A 25,541-nucleotide genomic window follows, 5' to 3' on the forward strand; every position below is an offset into this window, starting at 1 on the left:
TGAAGCATTTTCGAGCGTGTGAAAGGCAGCCCCTCCCATGACTGACTCGGCTCTCCCCACCACCAGCCGCGAATGGCGTCTGCTCAGCCGCCCCGTCGGCTGGCCGAAGCCCGAGGACTTCGAGCTCGCCGAGGCGGAGATCCGCCGCCCCGGCCAGGGTGAGGTGCTGGTGCGCAACGCGTACGTCTCCGTGGACCCGTACATGCGCGGCCGCATGAGCAGCGCCAAGTCCTACGTCGCCCCCTTCGAGCTGGGCAAGGCCATGCAGGGCGGAGCGGTCGGCGAGGTCGTCGCGTCCGAGGCCGAGGGCGTCTCGGTCGGCGACCACGTCCTGCACTTCGGCGGCTGGCGCGAGTACGCCACCGTCGACGCGAAGCAGGCCGTCAAGGTCGACCCCGACGCCGCGCCCCTGTCCACCTACCTCGGCGTCCTCGGCATGACCGGCCTCACCGCCTACGCGGGCCTGTTGCGCACGGCCGCCTTCAAGGAGGGCGACTCCGTCTTCGTGTCGGGCGCGGCCGGCGCCGTCGGCAGCCAGGTCGGCCAGATCGCCCGGCTCAAGGGCGCCTCCCGGGTCGTCGGCTCGGCCGGCTCCGACGAGAAGGTCAAGCTCCTCGTGGAGGAGTACGGCTTCGACGCGGCCTTCAACTACAAGAACGGCCCCGTGGCCGAGCAGCTGCGCGCGGCCGCCCCCGACGGGATCGACGTGTACTTCGACAACGTCGGCGGGGACCACCTCGAAGCCGCCATCGGCGCCCTCAACGAGAAGGGCCGCATCGCGATCTGCGGCATGATCTCGGTCTACAACAACACCGAGCCCGCCCCCGGCCCGAAGAACCTGGCCCGCCTCATCCAGACCCGCGGCCGCATCGAGGGCCTGCTGGTCGGCGACCACTACGACTTGCAGCCGCAGTTCGTCCAGGAGGTCGGCGCCTGGGTCCGCTCCGGTGAGCTCAAGTACCGCGAGACGGTCGTCGAGGGCATCGAGAACAACCTCGAGGCGTTCCTCGGGGTCCTGCGCGGCGACAACACCGGAAAGATGATCGTCAAGCTCTGACCGCCGGACGTCCGCCCGACGGCGGCACGACCGAAGGCACAGGACGCGCGGGACGCACAGGACGTGCGGGACGCGCAGGACCGCAGGCCGCCCCCGGGATCGTCGCCCGGGGTGCGGCCCGCGCCGTCGCTCAGCCCGTGGCCAGCGCCGCCCGGTGCACGGCCGCGGCCAGCCGGTCGTTCTCCGGGGCCGCCCCGCCCGGGAAGGCGCACCGCCGCCGCGTGTAGCCGTAGGCGAGCCCGCTGCGCGGGTCGGCGAAGGCCTGGCAGCCGCCCGCCCCGCTGTGCCCGAACGCCCCGACGCCCAGGAAGGGGTGCCAGGTCAGCGCGGTGGCCTGGAATCCCAGCCCGTACGCCTTGTGCGAGCGCGCCACCACGTCGTGGCCCACGGAGTGCAGCTGCCCGAACTCCGCCGCAGTGTCCTCCTTCAGCAGCGGCGCCTTCCCGTCGACCTCGCTGATCGCCGCCGCGTACAGTCCGGCCAGTCCGCGCGCCGAGGCGACCCCGCCCACGGAGGCCGGGCCCTTGGCCCGCACCAGCGGGTCGTTCGGCAGGAGCTCCAGATCGGTCGGCTCGGCGGCGTGCCGGTTGAAGGCCACGGCGGCCAGGGTGTGCGGACCGCCGGGCACGGCGTCCAGCAGCGCCCGCTGCTCTGCCGTCGGGATCATCCGCTGCGCGCTGCGAAAGCGCGGCTCGTGCGGCGCCGGCAGCCCCAGGAAGAAGTCCAGCCCGTAGGGGAGCCGCACCCGCTCCTCGTGCACCTCCTGGAGCGTGCGGCCCGTGGCCCGCCGGACGACCTCCCCGGTGAGCGCCCCGATGACCAGCGCGTGGTAGCCGAAGGCGGTGCCCGGCCGCCAGAACGGCCGCTGGTCGGCGAGACGTTCGGCGAGCTGACGGTCGTCGGCGAGTTCCTGCGGCGAGAACCCGCCGTCCGTGCCGACGACGCCGGCCCGGTGGGACAGCAGCTCGCGCAGCGTCAGCGCGCCCTTGCCCTCGGCGGCGAACTCCGGCCAGTAGTAGGTGACCTTGCGGTCCAGCTCCAGCGTCCCGTCCTGGACGAGGAGCGCCGCCACCAGATGCGCCGCGCCCTTGGTCGAGGAGTACACGCCGTAGAGGGAGTCGGGACCGGCGCCGTCGCCCGGCGCCCACAGGTCGACGACCCGCCGGCCGTGCACGTACGCGCACAACTGACCTTCGTAGTCCGGCTGTTCCTCCGCCACGAACGCGGCGAACTCCTCCCGTACCGCCTCGTATCCGTCGGCGACCGTGCCGTGGATCTCCTGCGTCGTCCGAGCCAAACGAGTCATCCGCTCTCCTCAACCAGCCCGCTGCTTGCCTGTGCCATGGTGATCAACGCCTGTGCGATCCGAGCCGGGTCGCCGGCGGGTGGACGAAACCGCGGTCCGCGGGACCGGCCGTGCGCGGGGGGACGGCGCCGGCGACGCGGGCGGTGATCAGAACAGGTCGGGCCGGGCAGGCGCTCGATGTGCGCACGTCTACCTCCTGGACTTGCCTGGATCGTTGCTTCTGGAGATCGGTACGGCGAGGTGTGCCTGTTCGACTCAACTGCGGGAGGAGGGCGTCGGTGTCACCGATGCCCCGGATGGCCTACGAGGACCCGGCGGCGGACCGGCGCACGGCCGGGGCTCGGACCGGCGCACGGCCCGGGCGGCCGGGCGGGGCGGGGCGCGCACCGGGTGGCGGTCCTGAAATGTGCACGACCGATAGAGTTCGGCCATGCGCGATCTCGGGGTGGGGTTCAGGTACCTCCTGAAGGGCCAGCGATGGGTGGCCCGGCACGGCGGGCAGTACGGGTTCGGACTGGTCCCCGGACTGCTGACGCTCGTCCTCTACGCGGCGGCCCTGGTGGCGCTCGCCGTGTGGGGCGAGGACTTCGTGGGATGGTCGACGCCGTTCGCCGACCACTGGCCGAACCCCTGGCTCGGCCTGTTCCGCGGCTTCCTGACCGCCGTGCTGTTCGCCCTCGGCCTCCTGCTCGCCGTCCTCACCTTCACCGCGGTCACCCTGCTCATCGGCCAGCCCTTCTACGAGAACCTCTCCGAGAAGGTCGACCGGGACGTCTCGCCCGACGGGACGGCCCCCGAGTCGGGGCTGCCCCTGTGGCGCGAGCTGTGGGTCTCCGCCCGCGACAGCCTGCGCATCCTCCTGCGCGCGCTGGTCTGGGCGGTGCTGCTGTTCGCCCTCGGGTTCGTCCCGGTCCTCGGCCAGACGGTCGTCCCGGTGATCGGCTTCTTCGTCACCGGCTTCTTCCTCACCGAGGAGCTCGTCGCCGTCGCCCTCCAGCGCCGCGACGTCGACCTGCGCGCCCGGCTCGCCCTGCTGCGCGGCCGCAGGATGCTGGTGTGGGGCTTCGGCACCCCTCTGGGCCTGGCCTTCCTGGTGCCCTTCGTCGCGGTGTTCCTGATGCCCGGCGCGGTGGCGGGCGCCACGCTGCTGGCCCGTGAACTGCTCGGCGAGGAGATCTCCGAAGCAGGCACGGCCGACGACGCCCCGGACACCGGCCGGGCGGCCGGCGAGGAGAACCCCGCCCGGTGAGGAGAACCCCGCCTGGTGAGGGGGCCGGGCGGGGCCCGGGCGTCAGCCGCCCGCCCGCTCCGTCGCACGCAGCGCCGCCGTGAGGATCGCCCGCACCTGGGCGACGATGTCCAGCCGGTTGCGCACGAACTGCGCGTCGGTCACCGTCCCGGTCGCCGGGTCGGCGTTGCCCGCCGCGAACTGCAGCACCGGCGTGTGCACATGGCCGCCCGGCAGACTGTCGCGCAGCCCCAGCCGGTCGCGCAGCAGGGTCGCCCGGTACGCGATCTCGTTGGACAGGTAGTCCCCGCCGCCCCCGGCCCGGGCCGTCGACCCGGGAGTGGGCCCGTCGGGCCGGACGACGGGACCGTCGCCCCCTGCCGGGATCTCGGTGACGTCCGTGTGGTCGTACACCGGGAACCGGCCGGTGCCGGCCGCCGTGATCGCGGCGTACGGCAGGGTCGTGGTCGTCCACTGCGGCTGCGAGGCGGGGTCGGCGACCGGGATCGTCTCCGTGCGCGAGGCGTTCTCGTTGTCGGGGAAGCCGCCCCGCCAGGCCCCGTTGGTGCGCTCCACGTCGAAGCGCCCGACACGGCCCTGGCTGACGGTCGCGAACAGGTCGGCGTGGGGCAGGTGCGGTCGCAGGGCGCGCTCCACGGCGCCCTGCGCGAAGTCCCGCCAGCGCACGGGGAACACGGCGGTCTCGATGAGCGCGGGCCCGTCCGCCGTCCGGATCACCGTGCCGTCCAGGGCGAGGGCGGCCGCCCCCGAGGGGTTGGAGATCCGGACGTCCCGGTCCAGGGTGAACGGGTCGAAGCCGGTCACGAGCACGCGCCTGAGACCCTTCGCGTGCCGGGGGAGCCGGATGTCGTCCTGGCCGCGTGACGTGCGCTCCAAGGCGTCCGCCAGAGCCGCTCGCTGAGGTTCCGTCACCGCGAACGACGGCTCCCAGGCGCGCAGTCGGCTCGTCATGTCCAGCCGCGCCCAGTACAGCGGCCGGTCGTCGTCGCGACTGAGGTCCCCGCCGGCCGGACCGCGGCCCTGCACCCGGTCCACCGCCCGGCGCCACAGGGCCGAGCCCTCCCGGGCGACGACCTGCCGGGCCCGCCCGTAGGACGGTGCGGCCGCCAGCAGCCGGGCGAGCCGGGGGGCCGCCGCGTCGAACCCGGACCGGGCCAGGATCTCCTGCGGGACGGCCTGCGTCAGCCGCTGTTCCTCGACCGTGGGAACGGCGGACGCCGGCCCGGCCGCGGTCGCCGCGGTGGGGGAGGAGAGCCCGGCCGCCAGGGCCAGACCGAGGATGCCGGTGCGAACACGTATGCGGTGCACGGGAGTCGGGGTCCTTCCGTCGCTGTGGGGGAGCGTGGGGTGGGACGACGGAAGTATCCCGTGCGGCGGGCCGCTCACGCCATGGAGCCTCCCGTCGGCCCGCGCCGGCCGACGGGATGGCCGCGCCGTCCGCCGGCGGGCGATACTGCCGGGCATGAAGGCGGCCAACCTGGGTGTGCTGTTCCTGATCGAGCTGGGCGCCCTCGCCGCGGCCGCCTGGTGGGGCGCGTCGACCGCGTGGCCCTGGCTGCTCGCAACGACCGCCCCCGCCGTGCTGATCGCGGCGTGGGCGCTGTTCGGCTCGCCGCGGGCCCGCTTCCGGACGCGGGGAGCGCGCCGGGCCGGCTTCGAACTCCTCTGGTTCGGGGCGGGAGTCGGCGCGCTGTACGCCGCCGGGGAGCACGGCTGGGCGCTCGCCCTCGCCCTCGTGTGCGCGGTGAGCAAGGGGCTGGCGTGGCGGTGGGACCAGTGACCCTCAGTCGACCGGTTCGCCCAGCAGGCGCAGGAAGTCCCGGAACGCCTGCGGCATGTCCACCGCCCCGGGGTCGAGCAGCCACTGGTACTGAAGCCCGTCCATCACCGCGACCAGCAGCGGGGCCGTCCGCTCCGGCGTGAGGCCGTTGGGCAGCCGGTCGCCGTACTCGGTGCGCAGCGCGGCCGCCATGCCCGCCCGCACCCGTGTGTACCGCTCGGTGAAGTACTCCCGGGCGGGATGGCCCTCCGTGACGCTCTCGCCGAGCAGCGCCGAGAAGGTCTGGACGATGCCGGGCCGCATCGCGTTGTACTCGACGAGCGAGGCGAGCAGGTCGACCCGCCACCGGGTGTCCGGCACGGCGTCCCACTGGTCGCGTTCGAGGAGCACCGCCACCAGCAGCGCGTCCTTCGTCGGGAAGTGGTGCAGCACCCCCTGCTGGGTCAGCCCGACCCGTTCGGCCACCGCCGCCATGCTCGCCCCGCGGTAGCCGCGCTCGGCGATGACCGCCAGGGCCGCCCGCACGATCTCCGCCCGCCGCTCCCCGCTCCTGGCCCTGACCGTCATGCCGTCACGGTACGGCACCCCGCGAAGATGACGACGGGGTGACGAAACCTACCGTCCCACAGGCATCCGTTGCACGATGGGGGCCCAGCACGCGCAGACACCCGACGAGGAGGCGCCGCATGGCCGCAACGGGGACGGGACCGGGGTCGGACACCGGGGCGACGACGCGGACGGCGGCCGGGACGGCCGTGGAGGCCGTCGTCGAGCGTGCCCTCGGCAGGCTCGGTCCGGACGCCAAGACCCGGCTGCTGGCCGGCCAGGACGCCTGGTCGCTGCCCGCGCTGCCGGAGATCGGCCTGCGCTCGCTGGTGATGTCGGACGGCCCCGTCGGCGTGCGCGGCGTGCGCTGGACGGCGGACGACCCCTCCATCGCCCTGCCCTCGCCGACGGCGCTCGCCGCCGCCTGGGACCCCGGCCTCGCCCACCGCGCCGGCGCCCTGCTGGCCCAGGAGGCCCGGCGCAAGGGCGTCCACGTGCTGCTCGCTCCCACGGTCAACCTGCACCGGTCGCCCCTGGGGGGCCGTCACTTCGAGGCCTACAGCGAGGACCCGTACCTGACCGGCGTCATCGGCGCGGCCTATGTGAACGGCGTCCAGTCCGGCGGCGTCGGCACCACCGTCAAGCACTTCGTGGCCAACGACGCCGAGACCGACCGCTTCACCGTGGACAACCGCGTCGGCGAACGGGCCCTGCGCGAGCTGTACCTGGCGCCCTTCGAGGCGATCGTGGCCGGCGCGCGCCCCTGGGGCGTCATGACCGCCTACAACACGGTCAACGGCACGACGATGACCGAGCACCACCACCTCGTGAACGAGGTCCTGCGCGGCGAGTGGGGCTTCGACGGCGTCAACGTCTCCGACTGGTCGGCCGCACGGGACACCGTCCGCGCGCTCCGCGGCGGCCTCGACGTGGCCATGCCCGGCCCGCGGACCGTCTACGGCGAGGCCCTCGCCACCGCCGTGCGCGACGGGCGCCTCACCGAGACCGAGGTGGACGAGGCGGTCCGCCGCGTCCTGCGCCTGGCCGCCCGCGTGGGCGTCCTCGAGGGCGCCGAGCCCGCCGTCACCGAGCCGCCCGCCCCGATCGACGGCGAGGCGCTGGCCCGCGAACTGGCCCGCCGCTCCTTCGTCCTGCTCCGCAACGAGCACGACGCGCTGCCGCTCGCGCCGGGCTCCGTCGCCCTCGTCGGCGCGGCCGCCCGCGACGCCCGCATCCTGGGCGGCGGCTCCGCCACCGTCTTCCCCGCCCGGGTGGTCTCCCCGCTCGACGGCCTCACCGCCGCCCTCCCCGAGGGCGCCGTGCGCTACGCCGTCGGCGCCGATCCGGCCACCGAACTCGCCTTCGCCGACCAGGGGTTCTCGCTGCGGGCGGTCTGCCGCGACGCCCGCGGAACCGTGATCGGCACGCGCTCCGCGCCGAACGGCCAGATCCAGTGGATGGGCTCCGACCTCCCCGAGGGCGTCACCCCCGACACGCTCCACACCGTCGAGCTGACCGGGACCTTCACCCCGCGCGAGAGCGGGCCGCACACCTTCGGGACGAAGGGCACGGGCGCCTTCACCCTCACCGTCGCGGGGACCACGTACTACGACGACGTCCAGCGCCCCGCCGAGGACGGCGACCCCTTCGAGGCGTTCTTCGGCTCCCCGCAGCCCCGCGCCCGGGTGGAACTGACCGCGGGCGAACCGGTCGAGGTCCGTCTCGCCCACGTCTTCGCGCTCCCCGACGGCGCCCCCTTCAAGGCCGTCGCCTTCGCGCTGGTCCACCAGGAGCCGGTGCGCGACCCCGAGGAGCTGATCGCCGAAGCCGTCGAGACGGCGCGGGCCGCCGACACGGCCGTGGTCGTGGTCGCCACCACCGAACGCGTGGAGTCCGAGGGCTACGACCGCAAGGACCTCCGCCTCCCCGGCCGGCAGGACGACCTCGTGCGGGCCGTCGCCGCCGCCAACCCGAACACCGTCGTGGTCGTCAACGCCGGCTCCCCGGTGGAGATGCCCTGGCGGGAGGAGGTCGCGGCCGTCCTGGTCGGCTGGTTCCCCGGCCAGGAGGGCGGCGCGGCGCTGGCCGACGTGCTCACGGGCGCCCACGAGCCCGGCGGCCGCCTGCCCACCACCTGGGGCTCCCTGGCCGACGCCCCCGTCACCGAGGTCGTGCCCACCGACGGCGCCCTCGCCTACCGCGAGGGCGTCTTCATCGGCTACCGCGCCTGGGAGAAGGAGAACCGCACCCCGGCCTACCCCTTCGGCCACGGCCTCGGCTACACCGACTGGACGTACGAGTGCGCCGACGTCACCGGGACCACGGTCAGGGTGCGTGTGCGCAACAGCGGCGGGCGGGCCGGCCGGGAGGTCGTCCAGGTCTACCTCGCCCCGGTCGGCACGGCCGCGGCGCCCGAACGCCCCGCGCGCCAGCTGGCCGGCTTCGCCGTCGTGGAGGCGGGGCCGGGCGAGAGCGCCGAGGCCGTCGTGGAGATCCCCGGCCGGGCCTTCGAGGTGTGGGACGAGGCGGACCGCCGGTGGTCCTTTGTGAAAGGTTCGTACGAAATCCAGGCGGGCCGCTCGATCGCCGACCGCCGGATCACCGCGACGATTACCGTGTGACAGGCGCGGCCGCCCGCCCCGGCGCGGCCTCCGCCCCCGAACAGCCCCGGCCCGGGACCTGACCCCTGGGCCGGGGCAACACCCGCCCCGCGGCCGTCCGCGCGCCCCGTCGGCGACGCCGCCCCGCTAGCGGACCGAGAAGCCGTAGACCGTCTCCGACCGGTAGACCTCGCCGGGGCGCAGCACCGTGCTCGGGAACTCCGGCCGGTTCGGGGAGTCCGGGAAGTGCTGGGTCTCCAGCGCGACGCCCTGACCGGGCACGAACGGCTCGCCCAGATGGTCGGCGGTGTACAGCTGAAGCCCCGGCTCGGTCGTGGAGACCGTCAGCACCCGCCCGGACGACGGGTCGTGCAGCTCGGCGACCTCGACCGGCGCGTCGGTGACGCCCTTGTCGAGCACGAAGTTGTGGTCGTAGCCGGAGCCGATCTTGCGGGCCGCCCGGAAGTCGAAGCGGCCGCCGGTCACCTGCGCGAGTTCGCCCGTCGGCACGAGGTCCGCGTCGACCGGCGTGTACCGGGAGGCGGCCAGCCGCAGTTCGTGATCGCCCGCGCCGCCGCTGCCGGGCCCGCCGAGGTGGAAGTAGCTGTGATTGGTCAGATTCACCACCGTCGGCGCGTCGGTGACGGCCCGGTAGGCGAACCGCAGCGCCCCGGTAGCGTCGAGCGTGTACGTGGCCGACACCTCCAGCCGCCCCGGGAAGCCCTCCTCGCCGTGCGCGGCGACCCGACTGAGCCGCACTCCGTGCTCGACGGGCTCCACGTCCCACACCCGCTTGTCGAACCCGCCCGGCCCGCCGTGCAGGGAGTTGGGCGCGGCGTTGGGCTCCAGCGCGTAGGTCACCCCGTCCAGCGGGAAGCGGGCGTGCGCGATCCGGTTGGCGTAGCGCCCGACCAGCGCGCCGAGATAGGGCTCCGGGTGGGCGAGGTAGCCCGCCAGGTCCGCGAACCCGAGCACCACGTCCGCCGTGCGTCCGTCGCGGTCCGGGACCTCGACGGACTGCACGATCCCGCCGTACGACAGAACGCGCACCCGGGTGCCCGCCCGCTCCAGGGTCCAGCGGTGCACGGGGGCGCCGTCGGAAAGTGTTCCGAAGTGTTCGCTCATGGGCGAAACACTAAATCACGAGGCCTTCCCGGTGACTCCCCGATAGGCCAGCTCCGCGAGCCGCGCCTGCCCGTCCTTGCTGGGATGGAACCAGTCCCAGTGGCTCAGCTGGTCGGTGCCGAACCGGAAGTCGTACACCGCGCCGCCGTCGAAGCGGCACCGCGCGTCCTTCGCGCAGACCTCCTTCAGCACCGCGTTGTAGTCCTCCACCCGCTTTTGCACGGTGTCCCGCCGCAGCGTCGCCGCCGGGTCCAGCGCGTCCGCGTCGCCCAGCATCGAGGGGCAGATGCCCAGCTTCCAGATCTGCTTGCCCAGCGCGTTCGTCCGCCCCTGCGACCACAGCCGCTTCAGGTTCGGCACGCTCGACACGTACACCTGCGTCTTGGGCAGGGCCCGGCGCAGGGTGCGCAGCGCGTCCGCGAACTGCGCGCGGAAGTCGGCCACCGGCGTCATCGCCGCCGTCGACGCGCGGCACGCGTCGTTCGCCCCCGCCATCACCGTCACCAACTGGGGCTTCTCCAGGACCGCCTGGGTCATCTGCGCCGCGACGTCCGCCATCCGCGCCCCCGTCGCCGCGTGGTTCCAGCTGTGCGTGGCCGCCTTCGCCGGCCCCAGCAGCCGCACCGCGAGACTCTTCACGTCGGCGCTGTCGCCGGTCGCCCAGGACACCTGCGGACAGTCCGCGAGGACCGTACAGGCGTCGAAGCCGCGCGTGATGGAGTCGCCCACCGCCGCGAGCGACGACGGGCTGGAGTCCCACAGCGGGGTCGGCGACGGCGAGGGCTTCGCGTGCCGCGCCCGCCCGCCGGACGGCCCCGAGCCGTCGCCGCCGCCCAGGGCGTCACAGCCCGCCAGGCCCAGGACGGCCGCGGCCGTGCCCGCGAGCACCGCCCGGGCGTGCCGGTTTCGCTTCCGCATCCGCTGGTGTTCCCCTCGTTCGTCGAACAACGCTCCCCCTAGGACAACGCGCGGGAGTTCCCGGGTGAATCACACCCACACGATGGAACGCTTCCCACCCGTACAGGCGTCCTGCCGGGTGAATGGCGGAGGTTTCAGGGCACCAGGACCGACGGTACGTCACACTCCTTGCGCCGCCGCACGGTAGCCTCGCCCTCAACGCGGCTGCCTGCCGACCGCCGCCGTTGCCAGCCAGCAAGACTGTCCCGCTCTGCCCGGAGGTCCCGGTGACGACACGTGGAGTTCTGTACGTGCACTCCGCGCCGCGCGCGCTGTGCCCGCACGTCGAGTGGGCCGTCGCCGGGGTGCTCGGCACGCGCGTCAACCTCGACTGGATCCGGCAGCCCGCCGCGCCCGGCACCTGGCGCTCGGAGTTCTCCTGGAAGGGCGAGGCCGGCACCGCCTCCAAGCTGGCGTCGGCGCTGAGGGGCTGGCAGATGCTGCGCTTCGAGGTCACCGCCGAGCCGTGCGCCACCGCCGAGGGCGAGCGCTACAGCTGCACCCCCGACCTCGGCATCTACCACGCCGTCACCGGGATCCACGGCGACATCCTGATCCCGGAGGACCGTCTGCGCGCCGCCCTGCTGCGCAGCAGGCGCGGCGAGACGGAACTGGAGGGCGAACTCTCCAAGCTCCTGGGCAAGCCGTGGGACGACGAACTGGAACCCTTCCGCTACGCGGGCGAGGGCGCCCCGGTGCGCTGGCTGCACCAGGTGGTCTGAGACCGCCCCCGGCGAACGCCCGCACGGCGAGAGCCGAAGCGACCGCGACAACCCGAAGGGCCCCGCCTCCAGGAGGCGGGGCCCTTCAGCCGTGCGCGCGAGCGCGTACGGGCAGGTCTCAGACCGAGCGGAAGGCGAGGACCACGTTGTGCCCGCCGAACCCGAACGAGTCGTTCAGGGCGGCGATACGGCCCTCGACGGGCAGCTTGCGCGCCTCGCCGCGGACCACGTCCGCGTTCGCCTCGGCCTCGGGGTCGATGTTCTCGACGTTGATGGTCGGCGGAGCGACCCGGTGGTACAGCGCGAGGACCGTCGCGACGGACTCGACGCCGCCCGCGCCGCCCAGCAGGTGACCGGTCATCGACTTGGTCGCCGAGACCGCCATGTGGTCGGCGTCGTCGCCGAAGACCTTGCGCAGCGCCTTCAGTTCCGCGATGTCGCCGGCCGGCGTCGAGGTGGCGTGCGCGTTGACGTGCACGATCTCGGCCGGGTCCAGGTCGGTGTTGTCCAGCAGGTTCTGCAGGGCGTGCGAGATGCCGCGGCCCTCCGGCTCCGGCTGCACGATGTCGTGGGCGTCGGCCGAGATGCCCTGTCCGACGGCCTCCGCGTACACGCGCGCCCCGCGCGCCGCCGCGTGCTCGGCCGACTCCAGGACGATCACGCCCGCGCCCTCGCCCATGACGAAGCCGTCGCGGGCCGTGTCGTAGGGACGCGAGGCGCCCTGCGGGTTCTCGTTGTTCTTGGACATCGCCATCATGTTGCCGAACGCGGCGATGGGCAGCGGGTGGATCGCCGCCTCGGTGCCGCCGGCGACGACCACGTCGGCGCGGCCGGTGCGGATCATCTCGATGGCGTAGCCGATGGCCTCCGCGCCCGACGCGCACGCCGAGACCGGCGTGTGCACGCCCGCGCGGGCGCCGACCAGCAGACCCACGTTGGCGGAGGGGCTGTTGGGCATCAGCATGGGGACGGTGTGCGGGGAGACCCGGCGCACGCCCTTGTCCTTCAGGACGTCGTACTGGTCGAGGAGGGTGGTCACACCGCCGATGCCGGAGGCGATGACCGCGCCCAGGCGGTCGGCCTCGACGTCGCCCTGGCTGCCCTCCTCACCGGCCTTGCCGGAGAAGCCGGCGTCCTTCCAGGCCTCCTGGGCCGCGATCAGCGCGAACTGCGCCGAACGGTCCAGCTTGCGGGCCTGCGGCCGCGGGATGACCTCGAGAGGCTCCACGGCGACACGGGCCGCGATGCGGACGGCCTGGTCGGTCGCCCACTCCTCCTCCAGGGCCCTGACGCCGGACTTGCCGGCGACGAGACCCTCCCAGGTAGAGGCTGCGTCGCCACCCAGCGGTGTGGTTGCGCCGATACCGGTGACGACCACGGTGCGATTGGTCGGGATCACGGATTCTTTCTCCAACGTTACGAGGATTCAGCGGCGCCACCGCCGGGTGGCGGGGCAGTTCGGTCCAGGGGACCGGGTGGGGTCAGCCCTGGTTCTTGAGGATGTAGTCGGTCGCGTCGCCGACGGTCTTGAGGTTCTTGACGTCCTCGTCCGGGATCTTGACGTCGAAGCGCTCTTCGGCGGCGACGACGACCTCGACCATGGACAGCGAGTCGACGTCCAGGTCGTCGGTGAAGGACTTGTCCAGCTGGACGTCCTCAACCGGGATGCCGGCGATCTCGTTCACGATGTCGGCGAGACCGGCGACGATCTCTTCCTGAGTGGCGGCCATGTTGGCGCTCCTTCGTAGATATCCAGAGGGTGTGGCAGTGGGTGTTTCCCGGGCCGGAACGGTTGCTCCGGCACGGAGTGCCTAGGGGAGGGTAACGACAGTGGCGGCGTAGACGAGACCCGCCCCGAATCCGATGACGAGCGCGGTGTCGCCGCTCTTCGCCTCGCCGGTCGCCAGAAGCCGCTCCATCGCGAGCGGGATCGAGGCGGCCGACGTGTTGCCGGTGGTGCGCACGTCACGGGCGACCGTGACGGACTGCGGCAGCTTGAGAGTCTTCACCATCGAGTCGATGATGCGCTCGTTGGCCTGGTGCGGGATGAAGACGTCGAGTTCCTCGGCGGTGATGCCGGCGGCGTCCAGCGCCTCCTTGGCGACCTTCGCCATCTCGAACACGGCCCAGCGGAAGACCGCCTGGCCCTCCTGCGTGATCGCCGGGAACTTGCCCGTGGAGTCGTACTCCGTCCACGGCACCGTCTGCTTGATGGTCTCCGACTTGTCGCCCTCGGAGCCCCAGACCGTCGGGCCGATCGCCGGCTCCGCGGAGGGGCCGACCACGACCGCGCCCGCCCCGTCGCCGAACAGGAAGGCCGTCGCGCGGTCCTCCAGGTCGGTCAGGTCGGACAGCCGCTCGACGCCGATGACGAGCACGTACTGCGCGGAGCCCTCGACCACCATGCCCTTGGCGAGGGTGAGTCCGTAGCCGAAGCCCGCGCAGCCGGCCGAGATGTCGAACGCCGCCGCCTTGTCCGTGCCGAGCTTGTCGGCGATCTCGGTGGCCACGGCCGGGGTCTGCTTGAAGTGCGAGACGGTCGACACGACCACCGCGCCGATCTGCGCGGCGGTGATCCCGGCGTCGGCGATCGCCTTGCCGGACGCCTCGACCGACATGGCGGCGACGGTCTCCTCGTCGTTCGCCCAGTGCCGGGTCTCGATGCCGGAGCGCGAGCGGATCCACTCGTCGGACGAGTCGATCGTCTCCAGGATGACCTCGTTGGGCACGACCCGCGTGGGCCGGTAGCCGCCGACCCCGAGGATGCGCGCGTACGGGGAGCCCTTGCTGGGCTTGATCTTCGCCATCAGGGCTCCTCAGGCGACGCCGTGCTCGGCGATGAGCTCGCGAGCGGCGTCGAGGTCGTCGGGGGTCTTCAGCGCCAGCGTCTTCACGCCGGGCAGGGCGCGCTTGGCGAGGCCGACCAGGGTGCCGCCGGGGGAGACCTCGACGAGCGCGGTCACGCCCAGCTCCTTGAAGGTCTCCATGCACAGGTCCCAGCGGACCGGGTTGGCGACCTGGCCGACCAGCCGGTCCAGGATCTCGGCGCCGGTGGCGACGGCCTGCCCGTCCTTGTTGGAGACGTAGCGGACCGTGGGGTCGGCCGGCGTGAGCTCCGCGGCCGCCTTGGCCAGGGTCTCGACGGCGGGCGCCATGTGCCGGGTGTGGAAGGCGCCGGCGACCTTCAGCGCGACGACCTTGCGGACGCCCTCGGGCTTGTCCTCGGCCAGCGCGGCGAGCTGCTCCAGGGTGCCGGCGGCGACGATCTGGCCGGCGCCGTTGATGTTCGCCGGGGTGAGCCCCAGCTTCTCCAGGTGCGCCAGAGAAACCTCGGGGTCCCCGCCCAGCAGGGCCGACATGCCGGTCTCGGTGACCGCGGCGGCCTCGGCCATGGCCAGGCCGCGCTTGCGCACGAGGCCCAGCGCGACGGTGTCGTCGAGGACGCCGGCCAGCGCGGCGGCGGTGAACTCGCCGACGCTGTGGCCCGCGACCGCGCCGAGGGGCGCGTCGCCGAGCGCGGTGGCGGACAGGATTCCGGCGGCGACCAGCAGCGGCTGGGCCACCGCGGTGTCACGGATCTCGTCCGCGTCGGCCTGCGTGCCGTAGTGGGCGAGGTCCAGGCCGATGGCGTCCGACCACGCGGCGACGCGGGCGGCGGCGCCGGGCAGTTCGAGCCAGGGAGTCAGGAAGCCGGGCGTCTGGGCGCCCTGGCCGGGAGCGACGAGTACGAGCACTCTCACACTCTCTCTTGGGGACGGCCGAAGCCGCCCGTGGGGACAGGGACGAAGAACGGCAGGGGGTTTTGTGGACCCCCGACAAAAGGCTAGGTCTGAGGATCTCCGTCGACCAGACGCCCCAGGATCAGCGCGATCCGGAGCGTGAACGCGGAGCGTACATCCGAAGGCGACCAACCGGTGACGTCAGTCACACGTCGAAGCCGGTAGCGCACGGTGTTCGGGTGCACGAAGAGCATCCGGGCGGCCCCTTCGAGACTGGACGCCTGTTCGAGGTACACGGAGAGCGTCTCCAGGAGCGCGGACCCGGCCTCCTCCAGCGGTCTGTAGATCTCCTCCACCAGCTGCTCGCGCGCACCGGGATCACCGGCGATGGCGCGCTCCGGCAGCAGATCGTCCGCCAGCACCGGCCGGGGTGCGTCCTGCCAGGCGGAACAGGCCTTGAGGCCGGCCGCCGCGGCCTGGGCGGACCGGGTCGCGGCCAGCAGGTCGGGCACGACGGGGCCGGCCACGACGGGTCCCGCGGCGAACGGCCCGATCAGCGACTTGGCGACGGCGAGCGGGTTGTCGCTGCCGCCGGCGATCACCACCAGCCGGGTGCCGAGCACTCCGGTCAGCACCTGGAGCTTGGAATGCCGCGAGGCCCGCCGGATGGCCTCCACGGTCAGCTCCGAGTCGCCGTCCGGGGCGGTGCCCAGGACGACGCACACGTGTTCCGGCGCGTTCCAGCCGAGCGCGGCGGCCCGGCTCACGGCCCCCTCGTCGGCCTCGCCGCTCAGCACGGCGTTCACCACGAGGGACTCCAGCCGCGCGTCCCAGGCGCCGCGCGCCTCGGCGGCCTGGGCGTAGACCTGGGCGGTGGCGAAGGCGATCTCCCGGGCGTACACCAGGAGCGCCTCGCGCAGCACGTTCTCGTCGCCGGGCGCCGCGACCTCGTCGATCGCGGACTCCATGACCTCGATGGTCGTCCGCACCATCTCGACGGTCTGCCGCAGCGTGATGGCCCGGGTCAGCTCGCGCGGCGCCGTCCCGAACACGTCGGTGGAGATGGCCTGCGGGGCGTCGGGGCGCCGGAACCACTCGGTGAAGGCGGCGATGCCCGCCTGGGCGACCAGTCCGATCCAGGAACGGTTCTCCGGGGGCATCGCCCGGTACCACGGCAGTGTCTCGTCCATCCGCGCGATGGCCTGGGCGGCGAGACTTCCGGAGGACTTCTCCAGCCGCTTCAGCGTGGCGGGGTGGGAGTGGACGGCGACCGCGGGCTGGGGGCGACTCGTTTCTGGTTCGGGCACGGGACAAGACTGCCTTATCGCCGCGTGTGTGCGTGCCGGTGGGTCGTCCGCGTCCCCGCCGGTGGCCGGGCCCGCCGTGCCGGGCCCCCGCGCGCGGGGCGCGCCGGGTCTACCGTGGAACCCGTGATGGACGTACGGCGCGCCGACGAGCGCTACCGAGGCGGGGACCCGGCCGCAGGCATCGCGTCGTGGCACGCGTTCTCCTTCGGCCCCCACTACGACCCGGACAACCTCCGCTTCGGACCGCTCATCGCCTGCAACGAGGAACGCCTCGCCCCGGGGGCCGGGTTCGACGAGCACCCGCACAGCCACACGGAGATCGTGACCTGGGTCGTGGAGGGCGAGCTGACGCACCGCGACTCCGCCGGTCACGAGAGCCGCGTGCGCCCCGGAGACGTGCAGCGGCTCAGCTCGGCCGGCGGCGTACGGCACGTGGAGCGCAACGACGGCGGCACGCCCCTGACCTTCGTCCAGATGTGGCTGGCCCCGCTGGCCCCCGGCGGCGACCCGTCCTACGAGATCGTCCGCGGCATCGCCGACTCCACGCCCTACGCCGTCCCGCGGGCGGGCGCGATGCTGCACGTGCGGAGGCTGGAGGCGGGGGAGCGCACGGCGGTGCCGGACGCCCCCCTCGTCTACGTCCACGTCGTCCGCGGCGAAGTCCGCCTGGGCGGCGACAAGCTGGCGTCCGGGGACGCGGCACGCGTCACGAACGCGAAGGACCTGGAGGCGGTGGGGGCGACGGCGGCGGAGATGCTGCTGTGGGAGCTGACCGGTCAGGAGCCGGCCGGCTGAGGCCTGTCGTGCGGATCATGTGGGCGGCGCGGGGTCGACCCGGCCGACAAGCGCAGTCCCTTTCGGCCGACCTGATCCGAACGAAAGACCCTAGCGGCGGATCTCCGCCAGCACCGCGTCCGTGAACGGCGGCCAGGCCTCGACCGCCCACGGCCCGAACGCCCGGTCCGTCAGCGCGACCGCGGCCGCCCCCGCGTCGGGGTCGACCCACAGGAACGTGCCGGACTGCCCGAAGTGGCCGAACGTGCGCGGCGACGACGAACTCCCCGTCCAGTGCGGCGACTTGGCGTCACGGATCTCGAAGCCCAGCCCCCAGTCGTTGGGGTTGTGGTGCCCGTACCCGGGCAGGACGCCCTTCGTCCCCGGAAACTGCACGGACATGGCCGCGGCCACCGTCCGCGGGTCCAGCAGCGTGGGCGCCTGCACCTCGGCCGCGAACCGCAGCAGATCCCCGACCGTCGAGACGCCGTCCTTGGCGGGGGAGCCGTCGAGCGACGTCGCCGTCATCCCGAGCGGCTCCAGGACCGCCTGGCGCAGATACTCCGCGAACGGGATGTCGGTCGCCTTGGCGAGGTGGTCGCCGAGCTGCTCGAACCCGGCGTTGGAGTACAGCCGTCGCTCACCGGGCGCCGCGGTCGTGCGGTGCTCGTCGAAGGCGAGCCCGGAGGTGTGCGCGAGCAGATGCCGGACCGTGGACCCGGGCGGCCCCGCGGGCTCGTCCAGCTCCACCGCGCCCTCCTCGTACGCGACGAGGACGGCGTACGCGGCGAGCGGCTTGGTGACCGAGGCCAGCGGGAAACGCCGGTCGAGGGGGCCGTGGACGCCCGGCACCGTGCCGTCGGCCCGCACGACGCCCGCGGCGGCGGAGGGAACCGGCCAGTTCTCGATCAGCGCGAGACTCTTCAACGACATGCCCACGACCCTATGCGGCTCACAGCAGCAGCTCCATCAAGGGGTCCGGCTTGGGCCGGAAGCCCAGGGAGGCGTACAGCGGCGCCGCGTCCGCGGACGCGGTGAGGTGCACCTGCGCCGCCCCCCGCGCCCGGAACCACGAGAGCAGCGCGTCCATGCACGCGCGCGCGAACCCGCGCCTGCGCGCTTCGGGATCGGTCGCGACGGAGAAGACGAAGCCGACGGTTCCCCGCGGGTTCCCGGCGCGCCCGATGCGGTACTCGATCGTCCCCACGACCAGCGCGGCCAGCGCCCCCGGTCGCTCGGGGTGGTCCACGACGAAGGCGGCGAAGTCGCCGTCCGGTTCGGACAGCCGCCGCCGCAGGGTGGGCAGCGACTCCTCGTGCCAGCCGGCCGGGTCGTCGCCCGCCGCCCGGGGGGCGGACAGCGAGTCGATCATCACCTGGCGCAGCCGCAGCACTTCGTCGGCGTCCTCGGGCAGGGCACGGCGTACGAGACTCATTCCCGCACGCTAACCAATGCGATCAGGCCGAGTCCCGCGGTTTTCTTACCGGATCCGCTTGCTTGGAGCGCACTCCAAGGTCCTAGCGTGGGGGCCATGACGGTGTTGCAGACCACGCCCGTGACCATCGAGCAGAACCCGAACCCCGCAGACGTCTGCTCCGCGCCCCCACCGCGACACCCCCGCCCGGACGGCCGGGACAGCTACACGATCAGCGAGGTGGTCGCCTTCACCGGCCTGACGGCCCACACCCTGCGCTGGTACGAGCGGATCGGGCTGATGTCCCACATCGACCGCTCCCACACCGGGCAGCGCCGGTACAGCAACCGCGACCTGGACTGGCTCGACCTCGTCGGCAAACTGCGGCTGACCGGCATGCCGGTCGCCGACATGGTGCGGTACGCCGAGCTGGTCCGCGAGGGCGACCACACCTTCGGCGAGCGCTACGAACTGCTCGAGAACACCCGGCGCGACGTGCGGGCCCGGATCGCCGAACTCCAGGACACGCTCGCCGTGCTGGACCGGAAGATCACCTTCTACGGCGACGCCACCCGCGCCCGGCCCCACGAGGGCCCCCAGTCGCCGGACGACCGGCTCCACGAAGCGGAAAGGACCGCCCGATGACCCCCCGCACGATCCCCACGGCACGACTCGGAGCGAACGGCCCCGAGGTCGGCGTCCAGGGCCTGGGCTGCATGGGCATGAGCTTCGCGTACGGGCCCACGGACGCCGACGCGTCCCGCGCCGCCCTGGAACGGGCTCTGGAGCTGGGCGTCACGCTCTACGACACGGCGGACGCCTACGGCGCGGGCGAGAACGAGAAGTTCCTCTCCCCGTTCTTCAGGGCGCACCGCGACGAGGTCGTGATCGCCACCAAGTTCGGCCTGGCGATACCCCCGGAGGACCCTTCCCGGCGGATCATCCGCAACGACGCGCCCTACATCCGCGAGGCCGTCGAGGCGAGTCTGCGGCGCCTGGACGTCGACGTCATCGACCTGTACTACATGCACCGCCGCGAGCTGACCGTGCCGATCGAGGACACCGTCGGCGTGATGGCCGAGCTGGTGCGCGAGGGCAAGGTCAAGCAGCTGGGCCTGAGCGAGGTGACGGCCGCCGAGCTGCGCGCGGCCCAGGAGGTCCACCCCATCGCCGCCGTCCAGTCGGAGTGGTCGCTGTTCAGCCGTGACATCGAGGCGCAGGTGGTGCCGGCGGCCCGCGAGCTCGGGGTGACCCTGGTGCCCTACTCCCCGCTCGGCCGGGGCTTCCTCACCGGCTCCTTCGCGGACGCGGCGACCGACCTCACCGCCGACGACTTCCGCCGTCAGCAGCCCCGCTACCACGGCGAGAACGCGGCCGCCAACGCGGCCCTGCTGGAGCCGGTCCGCGCGGTGGCCGAGGCCCACGGCGCCACGCCCGGTCAGATCGCCCTCGCCTGGGTCCAGCAGCGCGGCGCGGTGCACGGCCTGCCGGTCGTCCCGATCCCGGGCACCCGCCGGCCGGGCCGGGTGGAGGAGAACACGGCGGCGACGGCGATCGTGCTGAGCGACGAGGAGCTGGCCCTGCTGGAGCCGATCGCGGCGAAGGTGGCCGGCGACCGGTACGCGGACATGCGGTTCGCCTCCGCCGGACGGGAGTGACCCGCCCGGCCGCCCGGCCCCCGGAGCGGCGGCCGGAGCCGCGCCCGGGCGCCGGGCGCGGCGCCGCCGGGACGCGGCCTACAGCTCGGCCAGCAGCTCGGCCTTCTTGACGGAGAACTCCTCGTCGGTGACCAGTCCGGCCTGGTGCAGTTCCCCGAGGTGCCGGATCCGGTCGGCGATGTCGGCCGGATCGCGGCGCGGCACGGTCGTGGCCGGGACGGCCGCCTGGCCTCCCCGTCCGCGGACCGCCGCCAGCACGGCCGCCGCGAACGGCAGCGACTCGTGGACGGGCCCGTAGCCGAGCCCGAAGACGACGGTCGCCGGATCCTGGTCGGGCTGCACCGGCGCGTCCTGTCCGTTGACCAGCCGCAGGTGTCCCTCGAACACCTCGGGCGAGCGCCACTCGATCCCGCTGAGCTCGGAGACGGCGAAGCTCTGGTCGCCGGCCTTCCACTTCGCGGACGACGCGCCCGTCCAGAACCACCGGAAGCGCACCGTCCGCCCGTCGAACGAGGCCTTGCCGTCGTACGCCTTGAACGACAGCGGCACCTCGGGGGCGTCCACCAGGAACCGCTCGGCCGGTCCGGAGGCGGTCAGCTGCGAGCGCAGTTCGTCGGCGTAGTACTCGGCGAGCGTCTCGCGCTCGGCGGGCAGCACCAGCCGGTAGGGGTCGCTGCCCTCCTTGAGCTGGCCGGCGGCCGCCTCCATCAGCGGATCGGCTCCCGGGCGGGGCTCCGCGCGCAGCACGACCGTCCCCCGCTTGCCGGGGCTCAGCGTCACACCGGCGAGGGCCGACAGCGGGATCCGGCGCTCCCCGAGCGCCGAGAGCAGCTTGGGTGTGCGCAGCCCTCGCTCGTAGCGGATGAGGACGGAGTCGGAATCGAACTCCCAGGCGGCATGAAATCCGGCCAGTACGTCACCCATGCGGCTCATCGTATGCGTGACACCCATTCTTCGTCCCCTCCCCGCGCGCACCCGCAATTCCTGCGTCTCTACGCGCGTCCAGCCTCTGTCGTGTCGGTCAGGCCCGCCGTGCAGGCGTCGTCGTCGTGGGCGCACTCCACCGAGCGGAACGAGCCGGTGCCGATCTCGGCGAAGTTGCGCAGGCTGTCCGTGCCCGGTTCGAAGTAGCCTCCGTGGCCCTGGGCCTGGCGCGCCGACAGCACGCGCGCACCGAACTCGCGCGCCATCGGGTCCTCGCCGTGCCCGAGGCCGCCGACCTCCAGGTGCGGCACGTCCTGGATCCAGTCGTCGGCGTCGCGCATCGCCCACACCCGGGCGTCGGTGCCCAGCTGGGCCGCGTTGTCCACGCGCATCCCGGGGCTGCCGGCCACCGCGATGTCGGTCACCCGGTCCGGCATGGAGCGCGCGGCGACACCGCACACCACCGAGCCGTAGCTGTGGCAGAACATCGACACCGGCGCCCGGCCCGGCAGGGCGCCGAGCAGGGCGTTCAGCCGGACGGCCCCGTTCCTGGCGCGCATCGCTGTGGCCGAGTCGATGCCCACGCCGTCGGGCGAGGTGTAGTCGGCCCAGGCGATCACCGCCGTGCGCGTCGAGGGGCTCGCCTCGTGTTCGGCCGCGTACAGCGCCTGGGCCATGCCGACGGGCGCCGAGTACTTGCGGTTGGTGCGCTGGAAGGTGAGCAGGTCGGTGTCGACGCCCGGGACGACGACCGAGACCCGCTCGGCGTGGTCGAGCCTGCCGAACACCTCGGCGGCCCGGCCGGAGCCCTCCGGGTCGAAGGCGAGGATCTGCCGGTCCGCGGCGCTCATCGCCTCGTAGCGGTGCATGCGCCGGTCGGCCAGCTGCTGCCCGGCCGGGGTGAGCCGGCTGTCGTGCACACGTCTGCGCTCCAGCCGGATCTGCTGGCGCAGGGCCGTGCGGTTGGCGCGGTAGCGCAGCTCGACGGGGGCGCCGTTCATGTTGCCGACCGCGAGCGCGTAGTCGTGCGCGAGCGCGGTGCGCTGCGGCGCGGTCAGCGTGGCGAAGAAGCGGGCGAGCCGGGCGGGGGCGGAGCCGGGGTCCGGCAGCCGCCGGCCGTCGATGCGGCCGTGCTCCCACGCCGTGCGCGAGTTCTGGAGGGCGGTGGTGCCCCGGTGCTGGTGCAGCGCGGTCCAGCCGGTGGTCGTCAGCATCACGAACACCACGGCCAGGGCGGCCAGCGCGCGCCAGACGTTGAGCGGTGGGGAGGTGTCGAAGGAAGTCACTGAAAGGACACACTAGGAGAACGGGAGGGTCTCGGGTGACCCAAGTGACACGGATCACGTTTCAACCGGTGTGCGAGTGGTCATGATCCCCTTCAGGCCTGTGCGCCCCCTCCGGCCCCGCGGCTCGCTCCGGGCTCGCGCCACTCGCCCAGCAGCGCCGGCCCCAGCCCGTCGAGACACCGCGCCGTGAGCAGCCGGACGCCCTCCGGGTCGAGCTCCCCGCCCGCGGACCACTGGCGCTCCGCCGCCCGCATCACCCCGCTGAAGACGGCCACCGCCAGCCGCGGCCGCGGATCGGCGTCCACGTCGAGCCCCTCGCGCTCGGCGATCACCCGCGCCAGGTCCTCCTCCGCCTCCGCCGAGCGCCGCAGGTGCGCGGCGAGCAGCACCGGCGTCTCCTCGATCACCCGGTACATGCGCAGGTACAGCTCCACCGGGACGACGGACTCGACGACCTCGTTGATCGAGTACCAGCCGTCGACGACGGCCCCGCGCAGCGCCTGCATCGGCGCCTCCTGCGGCGGGCGGGCGCGCACCGCCTCGACGAACCGGGCCACCGTCATCCGCACCAGGCCGAGAGCGGCCTCGTCCTTGCCGGCGAAGTAGCGGAAGAAGGTGCGCTGGGAGACGTCGACGGCCTCGGCGATCTCGTCGACGGTCGTCCCGTCGTAGCCCTGGGACGTGAACAGCTCCACGGCGGCTCTGAGCAGCGCGTCCCGGGTGCGCTGTTTCTTCCGTTCGCGCAGTGTGTGCATAGGTGTCAGTTACCGACTTGTGAACTCGTTTGTCAATTGTCAGCGACTGTCACTAGCCTCGAACACATGACTAGTCAGACCGCCATCGACTCGACGGGGCCTGGGGGCAGGACGCCGGCAGACCCGTCGCAGGGACCGCCCGCCCGGGGGCTGCGCGGCCACCCGTGGTTCACCCTGCTCACCGTCGCCGTCGGCGTCATGATGGTGGCCCTCGACGGCACCATCGTGGCCATCGCCAATCCGGCCATCGCCAGCGACCTGGGCGCCACCTTCGCCGAGGTCCAGTGGATCACCAACGCCTACTTCCTGGCGCTGGCGGTCTCCCTGATCACCGCGGGCAAGCTCGGCGACCGCTTCGGCCACCGCCAGACCTTCCTCATAGGCGTCGTGGGCTTCGCCGCCGCCTCGGGCGCGATCGGCCTGTCCGACAGCATCGCGCTCGTCGTCGTCTTCCGGGTCTTCCAGGGCCTGTTCGGCGCCCTGCTGATGCCGGCCGCGCTCGGCCTGCTGCGGGCGACCTTCCCGGCGGAGAAGCTCAACATGGCCATCGGCCTGTGGGGCATGGTCATCGGCGCGTCCACCGCGGGCGGGCCGATCCTCGGCGGCGTCCTCGTGGAGCATGTCAACTGGCAGTCCGTGTTCTTCATCAACGTGCCGGTCGGGGCCCTCGCCCTGGTCCTGGGCGTGCTCATCCTGCTCGACCACCGGGCCGAGAACGCCCCGCGCTCCTTCGACCTCCTCGGCATCGCCCTGCTCTCGGGCGCGATGTTCTGCCTGGTCTGGGCCCTCATCAAGGCGCCGACCTGGGGCTGGGGCGACGGAGCGACCTGGGCGTTCGTGCTCGGCTCCGCGGTGCTCTTCGCCGCCTTCGCCTACTGGGAGACGAAGGTCCGCGAACCGCTGATTCCGCTGGCGCTGTTCCGCTCGGTCCCGCTGTCGGCGGGCGTGATCCTGATGGTCCTCATGGCCGTGGCCTTCCTCGGCGGTCTGTTCTTCGTGACGTTCTACCTCCAGAACGTGCACGGGATGAGCCCCATCGACGCGGGCCTGCACCTCCTCCCGCTCACCGGCATGATGATCGTCGGCTCCCCGCTCGCGGGCGCGCTGATCACCAAGCTCGGCCCCCGCATCCCGCTCGCCGGCGGCATGGCGGCCACGGCCGTCGCCATGTACGGCATGTCCACGCTGGAGACGGACACCGGCAGCGGCGTCATGTCGGTCTGGTTCGCCCTGCTGGGCCTCGGCCTCGCGCCGGTCATGGTCGGGGCGACCGAGGTCATCGTCGGCAACGCGCCCATGGAGCTGTCCGGCGTGGCCGGCGGTCTCCAGCAGGCGGCCATGCAGATCGGCGGCAGCCTCGGCACGGCCGTGCTGGGCGCCGTGATGGCCTCCAAGGTCGACAGCGACCTGCCGGCCAACTGGAAGGCCGCGGGCCTGCCCGGGCTCACCCCCGCCCAGCTGGACCAGGCCTCCGAGGCGGTCCAGGTCGGCGCGGCCCCGGTGCCCAAGGGCACTCCCGAGGCGATCGCGGCGAAGATCGCCGACGTCGCCCACGACACGTTCATCTCCGGCATGAGCCTGGCGTCCCTGGTGGCCTCCGGGGTCGCGGTCGTCGCCGTCGTCGTCGCGCTGTTCACCAAGCGCGGGGAGAACGCGGACGCGGGCGCCGGGATGGGCCACATCTGAGGTTCCCGCCCCGCGGGCTCCCGCGGGAAGGGGACGGGGAACCGAACCTGACGGGATTTCAACGAATTTCATCCATCAGGGTGACAACGCTAAAGGTCCCTCGCATCCGGCGCGCGCCGCAGGTCACAGTTGGTCATGCCCTGCGGATGGCAGGGCCGAGCAGGGCCGCGGCGCGCTGCCGGAGGGGGACAGCGCGCCGACTGCCCGGCAACCGCGGGGCATAGTCCGCGTGTCGCGGGTACCCGACCATCGAACAGCCCCGGATTGCAGGGAGTTGACGATGGCCGGTCTCGGAAACGGCGCCCGCAGGTACCCCCGCTCGAGTGGCCGCACGGGGTCACAGGCCGGGCCGGATCGCGCGACGCTCGGCATCATCGGCCTCGTCTGCGCGGTCGCCGGATTCTTCGCGCTGGGGATCGTCCTCGGCCCCGCGGCGATCGTCTGCGGCTGGCTGGCCATGGGCCGCAGCTGGGCGGGCTCCCGCCCGGTGCCGGCCCTGGTCGCCGTCGTCCTCGGCGCGATCGACACGCTGCTCGCGATCATCTGGCTGGCGGGCGCGACGGGAACGGGCAACGGGCTGCTCTGACGCCCCGCGCGTCCCTAAAGGGCGTTGCATAAGGCCGTGTTGGGGCAGGTCAGGGCCCGTGTTGGCAGTCCTCTGGTCATGATGCGAGCG

The 25,541-nt window shown here is 73.2% G+C and carries 24 protein-coding genes and 1 pseudogene; 10 read left to right on the top strand and 15 right to left on the bottom strand.

Going from position 1 to position 25,541, the window contains the following annotated elements; all coding sequences use genetic code 11:
* Positions 1 to 37 precede the first annotated feature (37 nt).
* A complete protein-coding gene (locus KMS84_RS21560; protein WP_256918013.1) occupies positions 38 to 1,057 on the top strand; it encodes an NADP-dependent oxidoreductase in 1,020 nt (339 codons plus the stop codon).
* 130 nt (positions 1,058 to 1,187) lie between these two features.
* Here the strand turns inward: KMS84_RS21560 and KMS84_RS21565 are convergent, their stop codons facing one another.
* Complete coding sequence (locus KMS84_RS21565; protein ID WP_256918014.1) at positions 1,188 to 2,363, bottom strand: serine hydrolase domain-containing protein; 1,176 nt, start codon at positions 2,361 to 2,363, stop codon at positions 1,188 to 1,190.
* 430 nt (positions 2,364 to 2,793) lie between these two features.
* Here KMS84_RS21565 and KMS84_RS21570 point away from each other — a divergent pair, with 430 nt between their 5' ends.
* Positions 2,794 to 3,612, top strand: coding sequence for an EI24 domain-containing protein (locus KMS84_RS21570; protein WP_256918015.1), 819 nt, complete (start codon positions 2,794 to 2,796; stop codon positions 3,610 to 3,612).
* Between the two features lie 42 nt (positions 3,613 to 3,654).
* On the opposite strand, the gene KMS84_RS21575 is transcribed toward KMS84_RS21570, so the two are convergent.
* Positions 3,655 to 4,920 (bottom strand): pyroglutamyl-peptidase I, encoded by a 1,266-nt coding sequence (locus KMS84_RS21575; protein WP_256918016.1) that lies wholly within the window; start codon positions 4,918 to 4,920, stop codon positions 3,655 to 3,657.
* Positions 4,921 to 5,074: 154 nt separating this feature from the next.
* Here KMS84_RS21575 and KMS84_RS21580 point away from each other — a divergent pair, with 154 nt between their 5' ends.
* Positions 5,075 to 5,392, top strand: coding sequence for a YrdB family protein (locus KMS84_RS21580; RefSeq protein ID WP_256918017.1), 318 nt, complete (start codon positions 5,075 to 5,077; stop codon positions 5,390 to 5,392).
* A gap of 3 nt (positions 5,393 to 5,395) precedes the next feature.
* Here the strand turns inward: KMS84_RS21580 and KMS84_RS21585 are convergent, their stop codons facing one another.
* Complete coding sequence (locus KMS84_RS21585; RefSeq protein ID WP_438818969.1) at positions 5,396 to 5,977, bottom strand: TetR/AcrR family transcriptional regulator; 582 nt, start codon at positions 5,975 to 5,977, stop codon at positions 5,396 to 5,398.
* A 101-nt stretch (positions 5,978 to 6,078) separates the two neighbouring features.
* Between KMS84_RS21585 and KMS84_RS21590 the strand changes: the two genes are divergently transcribed.
* Positions 6,079 to 8,559 (top strand): glycoside hydrolase family 3 protein, encoded by a 2,481-nt coding sequence (locus KMS84_RS21590; protein WP_256918019.1) that lies wholly within the window; start codon positions 6,079 to 6,081, stop codon positions 8,557 to 8,559.
* Positions 8,560 to 8,685: 126 nt separating this feature from the next.
* Here KMS84_RS21590 and KMS84_RS21595 read toward each other — a convergent pair whose 3' ends face one another.
* Positions 8,686 to 9,663, bottom strand: coding sequence for an aldose epimerase family protein (locus KMS84_RS21595; RefSeq protein WP_256918022.1), 978 nt, complete (start codon positions 9,661 to 9,663; stop codon positions 8,686 to 8,688).
* A gap of 15 nt (positions 9,664 to 9,678) precedes the next feature.
* Positions 9,679 to 10,581 carry an SGNH/GDSL hydrolase family protein gene (locus KMS84_RS21600; protein WP_256918024.1) on the bottom strand — a complete coding sequence of 301 codons (903 nt, stop codon included), beginning with the start codon at positions 10,579 to 10,581 and terminating at the stop codon, positions 9,679 to 9,681.
* A 266-nt stretch (positions 10,582 to 10,847) separates the two neighbouring features.
* Between KMS84_RS21600 and KMS84_RS21605 the strand changes: the two genes are divergently transcribed.
* Entirely contained in the window at positions 10,848 to 11,342 is a 495-nt protein-coding gene (locus tag KMS84_RS21605) for a DUF3145 domain-containing protein (protein ID WP_256918026.1), read from the top strand.
* 118 nt (positions 11,343 to 11,460) lie between these two features.
* On the opposite strand, the gene KMS84_RS21610 is transcribed toward KMS84_RS21605, so the two are convergent.
* From KMS84_RS21610 to KMS84_RS21630, 5 genes are all read right to left on the bottom strand, one after another.
* A complete protein-coding gene (locus KMS84_RS21610; RefSeq protein WP_256918027.1) occupies positions 11,461 to 12,741 on the bottom strand; it encodes a beta-ketoacyl-[acyl-carrier-protein] synthase family protein in 1,281 nt (426 codons plus the stop codon).
* Between the two features lie 82 nt (positions 12,742 to 12,823).
* On the bottom strand, positions 12,824 to 13,072 hold the full coding sequence (locus KMS84_RS21615) for an acyl carrier protein (RefSeq protein ID WP_019067091.1): 249 nt from the start codon (positions 13,070 to 13,072) through the stop codon (positions 12,824 to 12,826).
* Between the two features lie 81 nt (positions 13,073 to 13,153).
* Positions 13,154 to 14,149 (bottom strand): ketoacyl-ACP synthase III, encoded by a 996-nt coding sequence (locus KMS84_RS21620; RefSeq protein ID WP_256918028.1) that lies wholly within the window; start codon positions 14,147 to 14,149, stop codon positions 13,154 to 13,156.
* Positions 14,150 to 14,158: 9 nt separating this feature from the next.
* Positions 14,159 to 15,076, bottom strand: a complete 918-nt coding sequence (locus tag KMS84_RS21625) for an ACP S-malonyltransferase (protein ID WP_256918029.1) — start codon at positions 15,074 to 15,076, stop codon at positions 14,159 to 14,161.
* Between the two features lie 89 nt (positions 15,077 to 15,165).
* Positions 15,166 to 16,368, bottom strand: a complete 1,203-nt coding sequence (locus KMS84_RS21630; RefSeq protein ID WP_256918030.1) for a PucR family transcriptional regulator — start codon at positions 16,366 to 16,368, stop codon at positions 15,166 to 15,168.
* Positions 16,369 to 16,494: 126 nt separating this feature from the next.
* Between KMS84_RS21630 and KMS84_RS21635 the strand changes: the two genes are divergently transcribed.
* Positions 16,495 to 17,163 carry a pirin family protein gene (locus tag KMS84_RS21635; RefSeq protein ID WP_256918047.1) on the top strand — a complete coding sequence of 223 codons (669 nt, stop codon included), beginning with the start codon at positions 16,495 to 16,497 and terminating at the stop codon, positions 17,161 to 17,163.
* 90 nt (positions 17,164 to 17,253) lie between these two features.
* Here KMS84_RS21635 and KMS84_RS21640 read toward each other — a convergent pair whose 3' ends face one another.
* Positions 17,254 to 18,075: a serine hydrolase domain-containing protein gene (locus KMS84_RS21640; RefSeq protein WP_256918031.1), complete on the bottom strand. Its 822-nt coding sequence runs from the start codon at positions 18,073 to 18,075 to the stop codon at positions 17,254 to 17,256.
* A gap of 19 nt (positions 18,076 to 18,094) precedes the next feature.
* Positions 18,095 to 18,577, bottom strand: coding sequence for a GNAT family N-acetyltransferase (locus tag KMS84_RS21645; protein ID WP_256918033.1), 483 nt, complete (start codon positions 18,575 to 18,577; stop codon positions 18,095 to 18,097).
* A gap of 96 nt (positions 18,578 to 18,673) precedes the next feature.
* Between KMS84_RS21645 and KMS84_RS21650 the strand changes: the two genes are divergently transcribed.
* Both KMS84_RS21650 and KMS84_RS21655 read left to right on the top strand, forming a co-directional pair.
* Positions 18,674 to 19,201, top strand: a complete 528-nt coding sequence (locus KMS84_RS21650) for a MerR family transcriptional regulator (RefSeq protein WP_256918034.1) — start codon at positions 18,674 to 18,676, stop codon at positions 19,199 to 19,201.
* Entirely contained in the window at positions 19,198 to 20,214 is a 1,017-nt protein-coding gene (locus tag KMS84_RS21655; protein WP_256918035.1) for an aldo/keto reductase, read from the top strand. Before KMS84_RS21650 ends, KMS84_RS21655 begins: the two co-directional genes overlap by 4 nt.
* 78 nt (positions 20,215 to 20,292) lie before the next feature.
* Here the strand turns inward: KMS84_RS21655 and KMS84_RS21660 are convergent, their stop codons facing one another.
* From KMS84_RS21660 to KMS84_RS21670, 3 genes are all read right to left on the bottom strand, one after another.
* Entirely contained in the window at positions 20,293 to 21,138 is an 846-nt protein-coding gene (locus KMS84_RS21660; protein WP_256918036.1) for a DUF4429 domain-containing protein, read from the bottom strand.
* Positions 21,139 to 21,206: 68 nt separating this feature from the next.
* On the bottom strand, positions 21,207 to 22,424 hold the full coding sequence (locus KMS84_RS21665; protein ID WP_256918037.1) for an alpha/beta hydrolase: 1,218 nt from the start codon (positions 22,422 to 22,424) through the stop codon (positions 21,207 to 21,209).
* Positions 22,425 to 22,516: 92 nt separating this feature from the next.
* Entirely contained in the window at positions 22,517 to 23,179 is a 663-nt protein-coding gene (locus tag KMS84_RS21670; RefSeq protein WP_256918040.1) for a TetR family transcriptional regulator, read from the bottom strand.
* Positions 23,180 to 23,263: 84 nt separating this feature from the next.
* Here KMS84_RS21670 and KMS84_RS21675 point away from each other — a divergent pair.
* Positions 23,264 to 24,899, top strand: a pseudogene (locus KMS84_RS21675) (MFS transporter); the annotation flags it as partial.
* A gap of 246 nt (positions 24,900 to 25,145) precedes the next feature.
* Positions 25,146 to 25,451 (top strand): small hydrophobic protein, encoded by a 306-nt coding sequence (locus KMS84_RS21680; protein WP_256918042.1) that lies wholly within the window; start codon positions 25,146 to 25,148, stop codon positions 25,449 to 25,451.
* Positions 25,452 to 25,541: the final 90 nt, after the last annotated feature.

It is taken from the genome of Streptomyces hilarionis, assembly GCF_024539675.1.
Lineage (GTDB): Bacteria > Actinomycetota > Actinomycetes > Streptomycetales > Streptomycetaceae > Streptomyces > Streptomyces hilarionis.

Coding starts and splice junctions, on each gene's coding strand:
- KMS84_RS21560 (WP_256918013.1), top strand. CDS start 38: ATGACTGACTCGGCTCTCCCCACCACCAGCCGCGAATGGCGTCTGCTC.
- KMS84_RS21565 (WP_256918014.1), bottom strand. CDS start 2,363: ATGACTCGTTTGGCTCGGACGACGCAGGAGATCCACGGCACGGTCGCC.
- KMS84_RS21570 (WP_256918015.1), top strand. CDS start 2,794: ATGCGCGATCTCGGGGTGGGGTTCAGGTACCTCCTGAAGGGCCAGCGA.
- KMS84_RS21580 (WP_256918017.1), top strand. CDS start 5,075: ATGAAGGCGGCCAACCTGGGTGTGCTGTTCCTGATCGAGCTGGGCGCC.
- KMS84_RS21590 (WP_256918019.1), top strand. CDS start 6,079: ATGGCCGCAACGGGGACGGGACCGGGGTCGGACACCGGGGCGACGACG.
- KMS84_RS21595 (WP_256918022.1), bottom strand. CDS start 9,663: ATGAGCGAACACTTCGGAACACTTTCCGACGGCGCCCCCGTGCACCGC.
- KMS84_RS21600 (WP_256918024.1), bottom strand. CDS start 10,581: ATGCGGAAGCGAAACCGGCACGCCCGGGCGGTGCTCGCGGGCACGGCC.
- KMS84_RS21615 (WP_019067091.1), bottom strand. CDS start 13,072: ATGGCCGCCACTCAGGAAGAGATCGTCGCCGGTCTCGCCGACATCGTG.
- KMS84_RS21620 (WP_256918028.1), bottom strand. CDS start 14,149: ATGGCGAAGATCAAGCCCAGCAAGGGCTCCCCGTACGCGCGCATCCTC.
- KMS84_RS21635 (WP_256918047.1), top strand. CDS start 16,495: ATGGACGTACGGCGCGCCGACGAGCGCTACCGAGGCGGGGACCCGGCC.
- KMS84_RS21640 (WP_256918031.1), bottom strand. CDS start 18,075: ATGTCGTTGAAGAGTCTCGCGCTGATCGAGAACTGGCCGGTTCCCTCC.
- KMS84_RS21645 (WP_256918033.1), bottom strand. CDS start 18,577: ATGAGTCTCGTACGCCGTGCCCTGCCCGAGGACGCCGACGAAGTGCTG.
- KMS84_RS21650 (WP_256918034.1), top strand. CDS start 18,674: ATGACGGTGTTGCAGACCACGCCCGTGACCATCGAGCAGAACCCGAAC.
- KMS84_RS21655 (WP_256918035.1), top strand. CDS start 19,198: ATGACCCCCCGCACGATCCCCACGGCACGACTCGGAGCGAACGGCCCC.
- KMS84_RS21660 (WP_256918036.1), bottom strand. CDS start 21,138: ATGGGTGACGTACTGGCCGGATTTCATGCCGCCTGGGAGTTCGATTCC.
- KMS84_RS21670 (WP_256918040.1), bottom strand. CDS start 23,179: ATGCACACACTGCGCGAACGGAAGAAACAGCGCACCCGGGACGCGCTG.
- KMS84_RS21680 (WP_256918042.1), top strand. CDS start 25,146: ATGGCCGGTCTCGGAAACGGCGCCCGCAGGTACCCCCGCTCGAGTGGC.